The organism is Egbenema bharatensis FJBBOT/2019, from assembly GCF_048077055.1.
Lineage (GTDB): Bacteria > Cyanobacteriota > Cyanobacteriia > Elainellales > Elainellaceae > Egbenema > Egbenema bharatensis.
The window spans coordinates 2,525,092-2,539,565 of record NZ_CP182236.1 but is presented as its reverse complement, the minus strand read 5'-3'; the positions used below and the strand labels follow the sequence as shown (position 1 = coordinate 2,539,565).

The window sequence follows — 14,474 nt, the reverse complement described above, 5'->3', positions numbered from 1 at the left end:
CTAAATTCTGCCAGCCAGGTGAGCAAGCTGTTTCAAGTTCAGGAGATAAACCACCTGTTGATGCGGAACGACTTTGATCCAGCCCTTGCTATTCAGCTTTTCCATGATCTTGGTTGTCTCTTCAAGGGTGATGTCACTCACATCAGCCAGATCCTTGAAGGGAATGTCGAAGATCTGAGTGCCGTACTCCGAGGGGGTTCCGTAATTTTCCCCCAGAGATACGAGCGTGTTGGCAAGCTTGATGGCTGGAGGTTGATGCCGCAACTGCGATCGATAATTGGCGTGGCGAAGACGTTTGACCATGAGTTGCAGCATGCGGTGGTGCAACTGCGAGTCTTTGAACAGCGTTTGAATAAATCTTTGAGCAGAAATACTGAGCAGCTTAACTGGGGATAGGGCAACCACATCGGTGGAGCGGGGAGATTCATCTAAAATCGCCATCTCGCCAAAGAAATCCCCACGACCCAAAATTGCCAGCGTCACGACATCAGCCCCAACGTGGCGACGCACTTTCACCCAGCCCGACTCTACAAAGTAGACCGCATTTCCCCAGGCATCTTCCATCAACACTGCCCGCTCTGCTGGATACTCATGCTCCACGGTGATAGACAAAAGCCACTCGATCGTCTCTGGGCTAGCGGCATTAAAGAGCGGAAATAACTCACTAAAAACAGCAGTCTGCATGAAAGGTATGGGTAGGAATCAACACACTCCCGCCAGCAGCGACTTTCTAGCAAAATTAGAGAGCCTTACTGGAACCGCCAACTGCGTAGGTAAACGGCAGAGCAAACAGGAACTGTTCACACTATAGTACCCAGAAAGCTAAAAAAGCCTACATCTGAAGTCAGGCTTCGCCGAGTTTCGGGGCTGTTTTTGGATCGGGACTGCACACTCAACAGTGCAAGATATTCTAAGGATATCATGCGATCACAGGAATTCTATGTTTGCTGTTCAGCTCAGTTAACCGCAGCAATTAACCGCAGCAATTAACCGCAACGAGCAAAGTTACAGGGTGGATTTTTCTGCTCACTCCAGGGCAGGGAATGAGTAGTCGATAGATGTACAACGGTTTTGAGAAGGGTTGTTTCGGGAGTAATGACTTGGGCCGGTGAGGTGGAGTGAGAAGGGATGAGCACTCCAGAGGATAGAGCGGTGATTAGGAAAATGATCATCAGACTAGAGATAGATGCAATAAAAACCAAAGCTATCATCTGTGATTTTTCTGTTCCTTTACTCCGAGAAAATACGTAATTGCTCGCGGCGATTGATGCTGAATCCGCAGAATTACTGAAATAACGGGGGGCTATTCTTCTCAAATTTAAGTCGAATTCAAGGCTATATCAGTCAACGTCTACCGTTAGTGAGATTTCAGAAAGTCCTTCAACCCATAGGATGATGGCGTGGAGCATGGGAACTTGCAATTCTCATGCCAATTGCAGCGATCGTTTCTGGTGCAGACTGTCGCTGTGAAGCTTTGCTATTGAACCCCTTTGAACCCTGTGGTTTGGTTTTCCGTTTAGTTGCCCTGTCCGTTCTGATATTCCTTGAGAGGAAGCTATGAGAAGCTTGTTAATGCGCAGTCCAGTGGCGATCGCCGCCTTCTGGCTCGGAATCTATTTATTTATTACGCTAGTTCCGCTGGCAGTTTTACTCCTTTACCCCCCCGCTGCGGACGATCGAGGGTTCTGGACTGAATTTTCAGTCGCCCTGGGCTTTATTGGTCTGGCGATGATGGCGTTGCAGTTTGCCTTAACGGCCAGAATTAATCGAATTGAGTCATCCTATGGGATCGATATTATTCTGCAATTTCACCGCTATATCTCCCTTGTGGCGTTTGGGTTAATCCTGATTCATCCAATTATTCTGTTTATTGATCAACCCGAAACTCTACAGCTTTTAAACGTGTTTGAGGCCCCGTGGCGGGCTCAGGCAGCCGTTGCCGGAACGATCGCCCTGATTGTTCTGGTGATCACCTCCATCTTTCGGAAACAGCTTCAGATTCCCTACGAACCCTGGCGGCTGTTACATGGATTATTGGCGATGGCGGCCATGGTTTTGGGACTGGTTCATGCGATCGGGGTCAGCTATTACCTGTCGTTGTTCTGGAAGATTATTCTGTGGAGCGGGATTGTGCTTACGGCCCTCTTGCTGATGGGATACGTGCGTCTGATTAAGCCGTTGATGATGACCCGCAAACCTTACCTGGTGGAAGATGTGGTGTCCCAACGGGGGGATGTCTGGTCTTTGGTGCTGCGTCCCCGCGGGCACAACGGCATCACCTTCGATCCGGGGCAGTTTGCCTGGATTACGCTGGATATTTCCCCCTTCCGGATGCGCGAACATCCCTTCTCCATGTCCTCTAGCGGCGATCATGCCGAGCGGTTGGAATTTAGCATCAAGGCTCTGGGGGATTTCACCAAACGAATTAAAGATGTGAAGCCCGGAACCAAAGCATTTTTGGATGGGCCCTACGGCGTGTTCACCACCGATCGCTATTGGGATTCGGCTGGATTTGTTTTGATTGCGGGCGGTATTGGCATTACCCCGATGATGAGTATGCTACGAACCGCTGTAGAACGAAAGGACGATCGCCCCTTCCTGCTGATCTATTCCAATCGCACCTGGGATGATGTCACGTTTCGGGAAGAGTTGGAGGAAATCAAAGACAAGCTCGACCTCAAGGTGGTTCACGTCCTGCGTGAACCGGATGATGATTGGGACGGTGAGGAAGGCTATGTCGATCGAGACTTGCTGGAACGCTATGTTCCGATTCACCGGGGCAGTCGGCAATACTTTATCTGCGCGGCTCCCGTCATGATGGATCAGGTGGAACGGGCCCTGCACGACCTGGATGTGCCAATCACAAACATTCATATGGAACACTTTAATCTGGTTTAATCCAGCCCGCGTGGAGGGTTTGGTAGGGGAGTGTCCCAGGTGTCACTTTGGCAGGCAGGATGCCTGCGCTACGGAGATTGATGGCGATCGATCCTCAGCAATTGACTTTAAATTTCACGGTTTTGGATGAATGGATAGAGTTTGAATGGAGATTGATTTCTATGCGCTACAGCATCATGCTTCAATTAGTGACAATCATTACGATTATCTTGGTTTCCGCTGCAGGATGGTTTGCCTGGTTACAAAATCGGCAACCGGGAACGGGGGCACTGGAATCGAGTGTGAACCGGGAGATGCAGCGAGAAACCGAGGAAACGCGATCGAAAATAACTTAAAGTATGCTGCGCCCAAAGCCTGCCGAACCGTCGTTTAACCGCTGGTATAACCGAATTATTGCCCTGATTGCCCTGCTCAATTTGGGGTTAGTCTTCTTCGACATTAGCTATATTCCCCTGCGGGATGTTTATCTGCAGTTTATTCCCGGACTGACACGGCTGTATGACCCTGTGAAGGGAATTAGCCCTCATCCATCCACAGAGTACTACCTGAACCGAGTGGATAACTTAGAGGCGCGCATCCGAGTGGCAGGGCTGGATGCTCCAGAAACAGAGGAACTGCTAAGCGATCTCCGTCGGATCAGCCAGCGGATTGTTGCCAATAATCCCTTTGAAGCGGCGGGTAAAAGTGGCTACCTAACGCAAATTAATCAAACGATTAACCAGCGAGTTGGAGCGACACCGGCTGAGAGCGGCTATGCCCTGTTCTGGAGTCAGGAGCATCTTGCCCAGGCTGGCTGGCAGAATGAGCTGGAGTTTTTTAATACTGAACTGCGGCCCTTGTTTGCCGCTAATTACTACCGTGAGCTAGAACCTTTTGGACGGTTTGTCGATCGCTTCTGGATCATTGACCTGCCCTTCATCATCATCCTGGGACTAGATTTCCTGGGACGGACTTACCTGATCAGCCGTCGTCGCCCAGACTTGAACTGGATTGAGGCGATCCTCCGCCGCTGGCATGACTTGCTCTTCTTTATTCCCTTTTGGCGCTGGTTACGCATCTTACCCGTTACGCTGCGGCTTTACCAGGCTAGATTACTCAACCTGCAGCCTGTGATTGCCCAAATCAACCATGACTTTGCCGTTGGCTTTGCCCAGGAACTCATCGAAATTATTGGTGTCCAGGTGATTGAGCAAATGCAGTCCTCTGTCCGGCGAGGAGATGTGACACGTTGGATCCTGGAACCTGATTCCCGTCGTCCCTACGTTCAGGTCAATAACACAAACGAAATTCAAGCCATCACCAACCGTTTAATCAACGTTAGTGTCTACGATGTGTTTCCCCAGGTACAGCCCGATGTCGAAGCATTAATTCACCATACGTTGAACCAAACCCTGAATCAACTGCCTGCCTATCAACAGTTGCAGCGTCTTCCTGGGATAAACCGCATACCGCTTCAGTTGACTGAACGCCTGGCCAGAGATTTGTCTCAGGCGATCTACGGCAATCTGGTAAACACGCTGGAAGATCCGGTCGGGGCAGAACTGTCAGCCCAGTTGGGCAAAAATTTCCAGGTTGCGCTGAGAGATGAGTTTCAAAAGAGCCATAATTTAGAGCAATTACAAGACTGGTTAGTAGATCTTTTAGAAGAGATCAAGATTAACTACGTCAAGCAAATTGCCGAGGGAGACATTGAAGCGGCAGTCGAACGCACGGAGAAATTACGCCGCATGAGCCAGCAGGAGTTACCGGGAAGATAAAACGGGTTCAGGAGCCAGTCGTTCCAGGATTTGCCGGAGTACCATTGCAGTCCAGTCAACATCGGCTTCCGTGGTTTGCCGTCCCAGGGTCATCCGAATTCCGGATTTTGCAGCCCGATCGCCATAGCCCATTGCCTGCAACACGGGACTGGGAACCAGCTTGCCGCTATTACAGGCAGACCCGGAACTGATGCCAATGCCCGCTAAATTCATTTGCCGCACGATCGTCTTACCGCTGAGGCGATCGCCATCCGCATTGTCTAGGTAAAAGCTGACATGATGGGGTAAACGGTGCAGTCGATCGCCCGTGGGAATTAGCCCAGGTACCCCCGCCAACTGATCAAACAATCGATCGCGCAGTTGCATCAGTCGCAGCGTTTCAGTTTCCAGTTCTGCGATCGCCAGTTCTGCCGCCAGCCCAAATCCAGCCAGAGTTGGCACTGCCTGAGTTCCCGATCGCAGCCGAAATTCCTGCCCTCCTCCTCCCAGTAAAGGCTCCAGTTCAACGCCAGGACGAACGTACAAGGCTCCTGCCCCCTGTGGCCCGTAGAGTTTGTGGCTGGAAAGGGAAAGCAGATCAACGGGTAATTGCTGCACATTGATGGGCAAGCGTCCAGCCACCTGCACAGCATCGGTATGGAACAAAATTCCCTGACTGTGGGTAATGTGAGCTAACGCTTCGATCGGTTGCAGCGTTCCCACTTCACTCTGGCCATAAATTACCGAGACCAACACTGTATTCGCTTGCAGGGCTGCCTGCAAATCTGCTGGATTCACTCGTCCTTGAGGATTAACCGGAAGCCGTGTCACCTGCCATCCCTGCTGTTCTAACCACCGAACCGGTTCAGAAATGGCAGAATGTTCAACGCTAGAAATGATCAGGTGTTGAGGACGGGTATACTGCCGTGCTACACCCATGATGGCTAAATTATCAGCTTCCGTCCCCCCTGCCGTAAAGACGATCGACTCTGGTTCAGCCTGGATCAGGCTGGCAACCTGCAATCTAGCCCGTTCAAGCACCGTTGCGGCCCGCTGTCCCCACTGGTGCAAGCTGGAGGGATTCCCCCACTGCTCCACCATCATTTGCTGTATCAAAGCAATCACCTCTGAACGGGGAGGTGTAGTGGCACTATAGTCCAAATAAATTTGCATAGTCGTTGAGTTCAGCGTTCCAACCTAATCGAAGCGTCTCCATACTCCAGGATAGGACATTAGCCTCCCACCATTGCTCTGCCAGGCGAATCCCCTGGAAGGACTAACATTCAAGATCAGCCAGCGATTCTCAGGACTGCAAATTCAATTATCTGGAATGCTTGCAGACTGAGTCCAGGATGCAGCAAAGTCTATGGAGTAAAACCTGGAGGCTCCGCTGCCTCGTCGTCATTTTGTCGGGTTACTTCAGTTTGAATCAGCGGCAAATCCGATCGCGACGCTGGAGAACGCAGAATATTGGAATGTTCCTGCATCTCCTGGAGGGCAGCCTCACCCATGCGGATTTGGATATTCGGCCCCATCGAGCTAAGCGAATTACGGCTCCATCCTGAACAATTTCCTGAGCAATGCGTTTGCCATCCAGGTAGGTGCCATTGGTGCCAAGGTTCACCACCTCCCAGTTCGTTCCCGATCGACGTAACTCTACGTGATGGCGAGACACAACTGCGCTGTAGAGAACAACCTGATTATCCGTCGATCGACCAATACGGATAACGGATTCATTGGGAAACGTCCAAACTTGAATCGGGATTTGTTTAACTGGATGCAGGAGAGTCAGAGTAATCACGCAGGGGAACGCCGTCTAAACCACAAAGCCTCAATGAAAACGAAACTAAGACCGTTATCATCTTATATACACACCTTAGAGAAAACGATCTAATTTTGAAGCCGCTCTAATTCTACAAGCATATCAGAGCGGCAATTGACCGTTACGATTGGAATTCTTCAACTAGAAGCCAGAATAATTTCTCAACCAACCTCCTGGCCACTCTCATGATTCTCTGATTCCCTTTGCCGGGATTGAAGTGGGTCTGTTGCAGTTGTCCGTCTTTCCAGATTTCCCGCTCGACTCCATTTTTGTAGTAGTCGTATAGCTCCTTAATGTGAGGATTATCAAGGTTCGGATTCCGCTTGATATTCATCTCACACCACCGCCATAGGGCTACCCTTACATGGGATGGGCCACCTGGTTTCCATTTGAGTTGACCATCTCCTGACTTGTAAAGGACTCGACCCATCCCCATAGACAGCTTAAATCGGGCTAACGATCGATTGCGGTTTGTCTTGACGGTTCTCCCGTCTCGATTACGACGTTTCTTCTGCTTGATCACGGCTCCATCTTTGTCTAAGAACCGCTCAAATGGATAAATAACCATCAGGGCCGCGGCGGTACGGTTGCCAATCCCCAAGCGACTGAACGCATTCAGGTAAGGAGCATATTTAGCCTTCTGGGTTTCTGATGCGATCGACTGTTCGATCAGGTATTCTTGTCTTTCTAACGAGCAAACTTGCGCCGCTAGGGACTGGCTGAATTGCCCTATCCCAGTCCCAATAGAGCGGTCATATTCCTTCTGCCACTTCTTAGACCATTTTTCGTTGGCAATGGCTAACCATAATCCAGGCGGTTGAGGACTCAGCCATTTCCGCACTACGGCTCTATGGGACACTTCCGGGAACTCGTGGGAGAGTTGCTGTCTCAGGCGGTTGATAGCAACGGTTTTGATTTTGGTGAGGTTCTCCAGTTCTTGGAAGAGTTCAAACAGTCGCTCTTTCTCCGGATCAATGAAGGCGTTAGGGCGGTTGAGTCGTTCCAGTCCGTAGCAGGCCAGAGCAACAGCATCAGGCAAATCATCCTTGTTGTTGATGTCGTGGCTCTCTCGGTAGGCCGCTGCTGCTTTGTGTTTTACCCATCGCACCTCACGGCCTGAATTTTCTAGATGGTATGCCCAAATTTTTGAATAGTGCTTACCTGTTGGCTCAAGGATGGCAACCTGGAAATCTAGGCTGAGTAGATTTTCAATTCCTTCATGGTCAGAGCAAAATTCTCGCCCATAGTAATTTTCAGCAAACTCTTTCAAGTTTTCAGGAAGTTCTGACAATACACACACAGAAACTTTACCCCTGGAAACATCAATTCCAGCGATTCTCATAGTTACTCCACAATGGTCAATATTCTCTCAAGTCCCCTTAAAGGAGACCAACACACCTTGAAACTCTTAGCAGAGTAAAATTAGAGCAAAGACTGAGACCGCTATATAAGTAAGTCCCTCTCTGACTGAGACCAAAATTCGTCTCAAGTCCCAGAGAGACCAATATCCTATGAAGTCCCAGCCTTAGCACGGGAAAGTTTTGGACGCTTCCCGCGACGGGTAGGGAGTACAGACAGTTCTGCCAACCTCGCAAATTCACACTTACTCCCCTTTACCGCTGGCTTGACCCGTTTCGCCTCATGCGTCAGGTGAGGACTCGTCAGGCGGGTGGTTCAGGAAGGCGATCGCCCCCCGTACGATGGCAGTTCGATCGCCCTCTTCTAGCTCACGCTCTGTTTGAGTGATGATGAGTACGGGTTCTCTGCCATGAACGAAGCGAATATGCCGGATGTAGAGATCAGGAAATCCGTACGCCCCAGGAAAAATGTTTTCCCGTAGCATCATCTGGTTTACACGGTTCTCGCATCGCTGATATCCATGTTTTTCAGGTTTGGATAGATCCCAGTACCCAATCATAATCATGGCTGTGAACCCTCCTCTCCCCCGCCTTCCTGCAACATTTGAGCCATCATTTCTTGCAGGGCTTCAGGCGGCATCTTGGATAGGCGGTTCATCCCTTCCGTCAGGATGGATTGAAACAGCCCGTCTACAGGTTTCTTGGTAGCTTTGCTCAACCGTTCGATCGCCACTTCCAGGGCGAACATATGATGCCCTAGTGCGGTAATCAGTTTTGGATCGTGTTCAGTCATGGGTTCCCCCGGTAAGTGATGTCATGATGTCATTGAAAAGTGCTTGGGCCTCATCTTCCAGCCCTGGTGAACTGTACTCTGTTTCCAGGTAAAGGATGAGGTCTTTTAGTTTTGCCGTCAGTTCGCCGGGTTGAGTAAAGCTACCCTGCATCAGCACGTATAGCACTTCTACCAGTTCCCTGGCGGCGGTTCGTTCCCACGTTCGGCATAGGGGAACGTTACTCATGCTCTGGACTCCACACCACTCGAATTGTGATCTGCGGCCCAACAAATTTTCGGTATTTGATTGCATCCTGTTCAGCATCTCCCCGGCAGCTATAAGACCCAAACTCCCTGCTATGCAAGGTTGGGAAGGTTCCGAAAATTTTCCACGGTTTGTCCATATGCTCCATAACTCCTGAAGAATGGGGAACCCATCTATAGCCCCTGATGGGTTCCCCGGTGATCCGTGCTTTCCGCTTGGGGACGTGGGGATTCTCACCCCTCAGCTTTACCAGCCGCCCCCCTGGTGGCTCCGCCGTCGTTCCTGTGGCATCACTCAGATCACAACTGCTGATCTGTTTCTAACGGGCTTCCCCCGTTGCCAGGTCAGGAAGCCGATCGCCCTGGTTTAGCCTCTAGCCGAGTAGGGCGATCGGAGTGTTTAGGCAGAATTGAGGGATTGCCCCTGTTGGCAAGGTAGGTAGTGTTTCAATCCCTCATCTTTATCTTATATAGGATGTCAACCTGAATCGCAAGCTTCCTATATATAATATTTATGCAAATCCTATATAAAATAAGGGGAAAGAGATGGTATCCAACAATGCCGAAAGCGAAGCATTCAGAGCACGGACAGGAGAAGAAGATAATTTCCATGAGCGTTCCAGAGGATGCAGTGAAGGGACTAGACGAATGGGCGAAGGAGTTGAATATCTCTCGCTCGGAGTTAGTCACTCGGATCGGACTCGGCAAAATCCCTTTGAATCTCTCCTTGGAATCACAGCACTTGGGGGAATCTTCGGCCAGTTGATGCAAGACCTTGATGATCAACTGGCTGAGTACACTGACATCAGGGAGAGGGCATCTAGACGCATTGAACACTGCGATCGAAAGTTGGAGAGTATCAAACAGAGAAAGCAGCAATTGATAGACTTTTTGGCTGTACTCCAGCAAGCGCGGGAATTTAATCGTCAGGAGAATTCTGAGGATTAACCATCAAACAATAACCCCTCATCCGATCGATCGCAGATGAGGGGTTTTGTTGTGGGAACCCTGATGGGTAGCGTATCCCACAATTAATTTACCCATGAGTGTTGATCTTGTTGCTGCGGCCATCGTGCTGCTGTTGTTGTGCTTACCACTTCCGCTCATCCTGCTCCTGATTAACGAGATGAGTAAGCAGAGATGTAAACCACAGATGCATCCAGTCCGGTCTACTCATCCCTCCTATCCCTCCTATCCTGCTAATCCCCCTCTCAACTTCACCGCCCCTCATCCGCTAAAGTCCCAGCTCCTGTCGATGGTGGGTGGGCATCATCCCACCGCCGATCGCCTTCTGACCCAAGTGGTCAGAGATAACCCGGGCCGCCCCCTGGACTGGTACTACGACCGAGTAATACAGGATCTCATCCGCGATCGGCGGTAGGCATTTTTTAGGCTTGACCCGCCAGGGCGGGGCCCTATCCCGTTAGCCGTAGCCTCCACTATATGTGTTGCTGTGCCCGATAGAATCCGATCGCCCTGGTTTGCTAACAATAATAGAAACCACGCCCCAATCCTTTACCTGCAAGGCTTAGACCCTGTTTTCAGCCCAAAAAATAGACCCGCTTCACTAACACAAACTAATCCCCCATAGTTTCTATTAGAAATTCATCATGGACTCATGCCTGCACCGTACGGTTGTGACTTGTCCCACCGGGTATCTATGTCTAAGCTGTAAGCAAGTTTGGACTCAGCTATCTCTAATTGAGACAATATCGCCCCCTATGCCTTCCCCCACTCTCTCCCCCATTCCGCAAAATTCCGCTAGCCCTACTCCTGTCCCTGCTAGCGGAAAAACTCCCAGCGTTCCGCGCCAACTTTCCCTTGATTCCGCTAGCATAGATCAGCCAGTCGCTAGCGGAAACTACGCCCATACTGTGCGGGTCTACTCCTCTAAAGGGAAGCTCTACTTTAGGTACACCGCTAACGTGGGCCATGACGTAATTTTTGACATACACATCCCCGGTGGCAACGTGCGGAACCCGATCGCAAAGTATCGGGCGGCTCAAGTTCGTACCTGGATTGCCCACGGCTTGCCACCTGAACTGATTTCAGAGAATATTCAGAACTGGCGGGCAAAATAAGGGTAGTCCATCCTCCTCAACCGCTATGGATTCCACCCTTCCCGCTTCATTTGATGCCGATTTGTCCGATCGCCTGCGTGCTCTGGTGAAAGTCTCTCAGGAGATTGGAGCCTTGCAGCAGGGCGGTATCCCTTGCCGCTGTTGTAATGCCAGGGCTGAAAAGCTGATTGAGTTGGGAAGTCAGCAGCGGGAACTATTCGCGGCGATCGTGTTGCTACTCCCCAGCTCCTCCCCACCTAATCCCCGTTAGGTAGCCAGTTGTTCTCTAAAGATCCGCGATCGGTCTACCAACACCACCGGGTGAGGCATCCCGTGAACATGAAGCACGGCATATTGAAACCTCACATCCGCGATTGGGCGTTGGCGCGGTGTCCGTCGGCTCTTACCAAAGATGAATTCATTGGGCGGTACGGTAGGATAGGCGGCGGCGGCGGATTCGTTCTCACTCACATTGAGCTTTTTCCAGTCTGGACTATGGTTTTGAATGTCCAGCACCTGCTCAATGACCCGCCGCCCTTCTGCCTTCGTCCGACACAAGATCCGCAACGCATAACCCCGTTCTCGATCGGTGTACACACATTGCACTTTTCCCTTTTTCCAGACAAATCCACTCCCTGATGAGAACAGGGTCTTAATCTTGTTGGCATAGTTCCGGGCTAACGCCTCATTCAGGTTCCCGCTGGTGTTGTTCATCAGCCTAAAACTGATCTCCCCAGTGCAAGGGGCGTAACCTCGATCGACATCCCCCGCGTCTTCCTGGAAGTACAGTTGTATTTGTGGCTTAAACTTCCTGGCCTCCTGAAAGCTGGGGACTGGAATGCCATAGATCGCCGGGTGGAAGTCCTGCGCTTTCTTCAGCAGCACATAGAACAGCCACAGTCGCATTTCCATCATGCCTGAGTTGTCATTGTCCAGAATGGTGCAAGCCACCCTCAGGGATGCCCGTGGGGTATTCAGAACAGGTTCCCAATCATCCGGCCCCACATCCCTAAACTCATACCTCACCCGCCGATTGTGCATCATGCGAAAAATCGACTGAAGATGCTCATAGGGGTCAAATCCATCTGGCAGCATTAGACCCCTTCCCCTTCTGCTGTGGGCAGTGCCACCCCTTGACTCTGGTAAGCCAGGATCAGAGATTCCAGAGCTAACTGAGCATTATCAACCGCCTGCTGACGGATCAGCCCGTGAGCCTTAGCCGCCCCCCCAAACTCTGGGATATCGGCGATCCAGATAGTCCGTTCAGTCTCCAGATTTCCCGCCCACGTTACCACAACTGAATATTGATATGGATGACTCACTGGTTTAACCTCCTATCTCTAGACCCTGCGAGTGGCATTTTCAACCGCCCGTTTCTGGTAGACCAGACACGGGGCACTATCTGGCCCAATCAGCACGATCGCCCTGGTTCGGAGTGGATGCATATAGGCTTTATAGTCCCCCAACGCTGGCGGCGAGTAGGCAATGTAGCCCTTAGCCAGCAGTTGGGCCCGCAACATTCCGATCGTCGTAGTGCCATCATAAATATCGCCTAGAGCCATCTATTCTGTCTCCGTTGGTGGTGTTTCATCTGATTCAGCAATTCGCGGAGCAAGCGGCGGGATCGACTCTCTTCTTCCCGCGTCGTGTTGATCTTGCACCTCTCTCTCTTTATCCTGAATTAGATTCTTCAGCTCTTCGCTTTGTCGTCCTATCTCATCTACCATCTCGGTAATATTAAGGACTTCACCCGCAACAATTTCAACTGTCTCTACAGCTTCCTGAACTTGTTGCAATCGTTGGAAAAACCTATTCTGTCTAAAATTCAGGTTTGGATTCATCCAGTTGTATGCACGTTCAACCACAACGCCGTATTTTTTCGCTGCATTCCCAATCCATGCAACGTAGTTACCAACCACCTCCAGGGCTTCTAAAACGCTGTACATAATGGACTGTACCGCGTTTACAATGTTGGCAGCGGCTTGATAAATGCGATTGTATCGATTCCACTGATAGCGGAACTCTTCCACATTTTCCGCCCCAAACACCGAACTAAAAAACTCATTAAACTGATTGCCTATCCAATTTCCTGTATCAATATCATTCCCCTCATCATCTTTCAAACTAAATCCGAAAATCTGGAACACCATATCAAAAGAACTAAACAACGTTTGGGCGATACCGTTGCTCAACATATAGGCGTTATGGATCGTTGTCCATAACGTGAGTAAGTTGATGATGCGATCGATATGAAACCACTGCCAGAATTTTTTCAGATACCCACTAATCCCGCCCTCAACTTGCGGCCCTAATTTGGTGTTGATCTGACTCAACATAGATTGCATGGCGGCCAGTTGCACAGTTTGAATGGAGTTTAAAACGCTGTTGGTGAGATCCACCTTCCCGCTAATCCCTAACCCGTCATAGGAACAGGTTGGACTGGTGGGTGAAGTTCCTAATCCCACTCTTCCGCCCCCTGGCGTGGCTTGTCCCCCATTTAACCGAGAGATCGGGGACGCTGCGACTAATCCCCCCAGAGCTAATCCCGGTAGCCACCAGGGGAGAGATCCACCGCCCCCGCCCCCTGGTGAACCGGGCGGTTCTGGCTGTGGTGGTGGTGGATTTTCTACAGGCGGGGCGATCGGAGCATTGCCAGGAATGTTGGTGAGTGGCTGAGATTGGGGATTAGGGGCAGGAGCGGCGATCAGCTGCGGAGTGTAGGGCGATTGCTGAGGATTGGGGGAACTAGGAGAAGTGATCGGGCGGGTTTGTGGGTAATTAGCAGGTTGGGCGTTAGGCTGACCTGGTGCAATCTCTCTGGGGTTCGCCACTACAGGCGATCGGGATGGGTTGGGGGGCAAGCCTACGATCGGGCGTGGGTTCCCCCCGGTGTCCGGTTGCAGGTCAGCACGTCGAACGGATATGGAGCGGATAACCCTATATCGCAACGTGTCAGCCGATGAAAAGACCGTTACCTGAACTCCGTTAGCGATAGCAAAGATACTTGATGCTGTACTGGGAACTTGCTCTTTCTCTGGTGTCCAAATGCGAGAGATGGGCCCGGTGTATGGCCCTCTCCAGTTTGTGTCATCCCCACTGCTGAAGGGCTGATCGTTGCTCATGTTAAAGCGATCAGAAAACACTCTGATTTGATAAGGCACTCCCGGCATTTGCCCCCCATAGAAAGGCGGCTGTTCATCGCCCCCATAGGGGATACCATCGGGCGTTCGGTTGGTGCAATCTCGCCCATTCAAGCTACAAGAGAGAGCCGGTGCAAGATCTCGCACGGGAATCAGCATACTGAGTTTACCTGTAGGCGATCGTAACCAGGGCGATCGGTTTGGCTCTAACTCATCTGCTTGGTGTATGTATGCTCACAAAATGATTTTCTGTAGAGAATATCCTATGCTGCTTTGGATAGAACTGAGATAAACACGCAGGTTTTCAGATTAAGAGTAAGAATTTTAAATAACCTGAGGGATTACACCTGTAGTAAATTGGCAGTGCTAAACCCTGTCGTCATTGGGTAGCCTCGATCGCCGAAGAATCACATCTTCAGGGGTG

The 14,474-nt window shown here is 50.7% G+C and carries 19 protein-coding genes; 8 read left to right on the top strand and 11 right to left on the bottom strand.

Annotated features, from left to right (window positions below):
• Positions 1-684, bottom strand: a complete 684-nt coding sequence (locus tag ACM1PF_RS11805) for a Crp/Fnr family transcriptional regulator (protein ID WP_416674724.1) — start codon at positions 682-684, stop codon at positions 1-3.
• Positions 685-1,557: 873 nt separating this feature from the next.
• Here ACM1PF_RS11805 and ACM1PF_RS11800 point away from each other — a divergent pair.
• From ACM1PF_RS11800 to ACM1PF_RS11790, 3 genes are read left to right on the top strand one after another with little or no spacing between them, the layout of a single operon-like run.
• Positions 1,558-2,898 (top strand): ferredoxin reductase family protein, encoded by a 1,341-nt coding sequence (locus ACM1PF_RS11800; RefSeq protein ID WP_416674722.1) that lies wholly within the window; start codon positions 1,558-1,560, stop codon positions 2,896-2,898.
• 59 nt (positions 2,899-2,957) lie between these two features.
• On the top strand, positions 2,958-3,233 hold the full coding sequence (locus ACM1PF_RS11795) for a hypothetical protein (RefSeq protein WP_416674720.1): 276 nt from the start codon (positions 2,958-2,960) through the stop codon (positions 3,231-3,233).
• Positions 3,234-3,236: 3 nt separating this feature from the next.
• The gene (locus tag ACM1PF_RS11790; RefSeq protein ID WP_416674718.1) at positions 3,237-4,655 is read left to right on the top strand and encodes a hypothetical protein; all 1,419 of its coding nucleotides are present in this window, start codon (positions 3,237-3,239) and stop codon (positions 4,653-4,655) included.
• Here the strand turns inward: ACM1PF_RS11790 and ACM1PF_RS11785 are convergent.
• The 6 genes from ACM1PF_RS11785 to ACM1PF_RS11760 form a co-directional block, all read right to left on the bottom strand.
• Entirely contained in the window at positions 4,641-5,807 is a 1,167-nt protein-coding gene (locus tag ACM1PF_RS11785; RefSeq protein ID WP_416674717.1) for a cysteine desulfurase family protein, read from the bottom strand. The genes ACM1PF_RS11790 and ACM1PF_RS11785 overlap by 15 nt on opposite strands.
• A 256-nt stretch (positions 5,808-6,063) precedes the next feature.
• Positions 6,064-6,435: an FHA domain-containing protein gene (locus ACM1PF_RS11780; protein WP_416674715.1), complete on the bottom strand. Its 372-nt coding sequence runs from the start codon at positions 6,433-6,435 to the stop codon at positions 6,064-6,066.
• A gap of 142 nt (positions 6,436-6,577) precedes the next feature.
• Complete coding sequence (locus tag ACM1PF_RS11775; RefSeq protein WP_416674713.1) at positions 6,578-7,798, bottom strand: IS110 family transposase; 1,221 nt, start codon at positions 7,796-7,798, stop codon at positions 6,578-6,580.
• Between the two features lie 297 nt (positions 7,799-8,095).
• Positions 8,096-8,380, bottom strand: a complete 285-nt coding sequence (locus tag ACM1PF_RS11770; protein WP_416674711.1) for a hypothetical protein — start codon at positions 8,378-8,380, stop codon at positions 8,096-8,098.
• Entirely contained in the window at positions 8,377-8,607 is a 231-nt protein-coding gene (locus ACM1PF_RS11765; RefSeq protein ID WP_416674709.1) for a hypothetical protein, read from the bottom strand. Before ACM1PF_RS11765 ends, ACM1PF_RS11770 begins: the two co-directional genes overlap by 4 nt.
• On the bottom strand, positions 8,600-8,833 hold the full coding sequence (locus ACM1PF_RS11760; RefSeq protein WP_416674708.1) for a hypothetical protein: 234 nt from the start codon (positions 8,831-8,833) through the stop codon (positions 8,600-8,602). Before ACM1PF_RS11760 ends, ACM1PF_RS11765 begins: the two co-directional genes overlap by 8 nt.
• Before the next feature lie 241 nt (positions 8,834-9,074).
• Here ACM1PF_RS11760 and ACM1PF_RS11755 point away from each other — a divergent pair, with 241 nt between their 5' ends.
• The 5 genes from ACM1PF_RS11755 to ACM1PF_RS11735 all read left to right on the top strand — a co-directional run bounded on the left by ACM1PF_RS11755 (position 9,075) and on the right by ACM1PF_RS11735 (position 11,181).
• On the top strand, positions 9,075-9,221 hold the full coding sequence (locus ACM1PF_RS11755) for a hypothetical protein (protein ID WP_416674707.1): 147 nt from the start codon (positions 9,075-9,077) through the stop codon (positions 9,219-9,221).
• A 143-nt stretch (positions 9,222-9,364) separates the two neighbouring features.
• Positions 9,365-9,616 (top strand): ribbon-helix-helix protein, CopG family, encoded by a 252-nt coding sequence (locus ACM1PF_RS11750; protein WP_416674705.1) that lies wholly within the window; start codon positions 9,365-9,367, stop codon positions 9,614-9,616.
• A 276-nt stretch (positions 9,617-9,892) separates the two neighbouring features.
• Entirely contained in the window at positions 9,893-10,231 is a 339-nt protein-coding gene (locus tag ACM1PF_RS11745) for a hypothetical protein (RefSeq protein ID WP_416674703.1), read from the top strand.
• A 340-nt stretch (positions 10,232-10,571) separates the two neighbouring features.
• Positions 10,572-10,931 (top strand): hypothetical protein, encoded by a 360-nt coding sequence (locus ACM1PF_RS11740; protein ID WP_416674701.1) that lies wholly within the window; start codon positions 10,572-10,574, stop codon positions 10,929-10,931.
• Positions 10,932-10,956: 25 nt separating this feature from the next.
• Complete coding sequence (locus ACM1PF_RS11735) at positions 10,957-11,181, top strand: hypothetical protein (RefSeq protein WP_416674699.1); 225 nt, start codon at positions 10,957-10,959, stop codon at positions 11,179-11,181.
• Here the strand turns inward: ACM1PF_RS11735 and ACM1PF_RS11730 are convergent.
• Genes ACM1PF_RS11730 through ACM1PF_RS11715 form a run of 4 tightly spaced genes read right to left on the bottom strand, consistent with a single transcriptional unit; the run spans position 11,178 to position 14,209 of the window.
• Positions 11,178-12,005, bottom strand: coding sequence for a hypothetical protein (locus ACM1PF_RS11730; RefSeq protein WP_416674698.1), 828 nt, complete (start codon positions 12,003-12,005; stop codon positions 11,178-11,180). The genes ACM1PF_RS11735 and ACM1PF_RS11730 overlap by 4 nt on opposite strands.
• Complete coding sequence (locus tag ACM1PF_RS11725; RefSeq protein WP_416674696.1) at positions 12,005-12,232, bottom strand: type II toxin-antitoxin system HicB family antitoxin; 228 nt, start codon at positions 12,230-12,232, stop codon at positions 12,005-12,007. The genes ACM1PF_RS11730 and ACM1PF_RS11725 overlap by 1 nt, the downstream gene beginning before the upstream one ends.
• Before the next feature lie 18 nt (positions 12,233-12,250).
• On the bottom strand, positions 12,251-12,472 hold the full coding sequence (locus ACM1PF_RS11720; protein WP_416674695.1) for a hypothetical protein: 222 nt from the start codon (positions 12,470-12,472) through the stop codon (positions 12,251-12,253).
• Positions 12,473-14,209: a hypothetical protein gene (locus ACM1PF_RS11715; RefSeq protein WP_416674693.1), complete on the bottom strand. Its 1,737-nt coding sequence runs from the start codon at positions 14,207-14,209 to the stop codon at positions 12,473-12,475.
• Between the last annotated feature and the right edge of the window lie 265 nt (positions 14,210-14,474).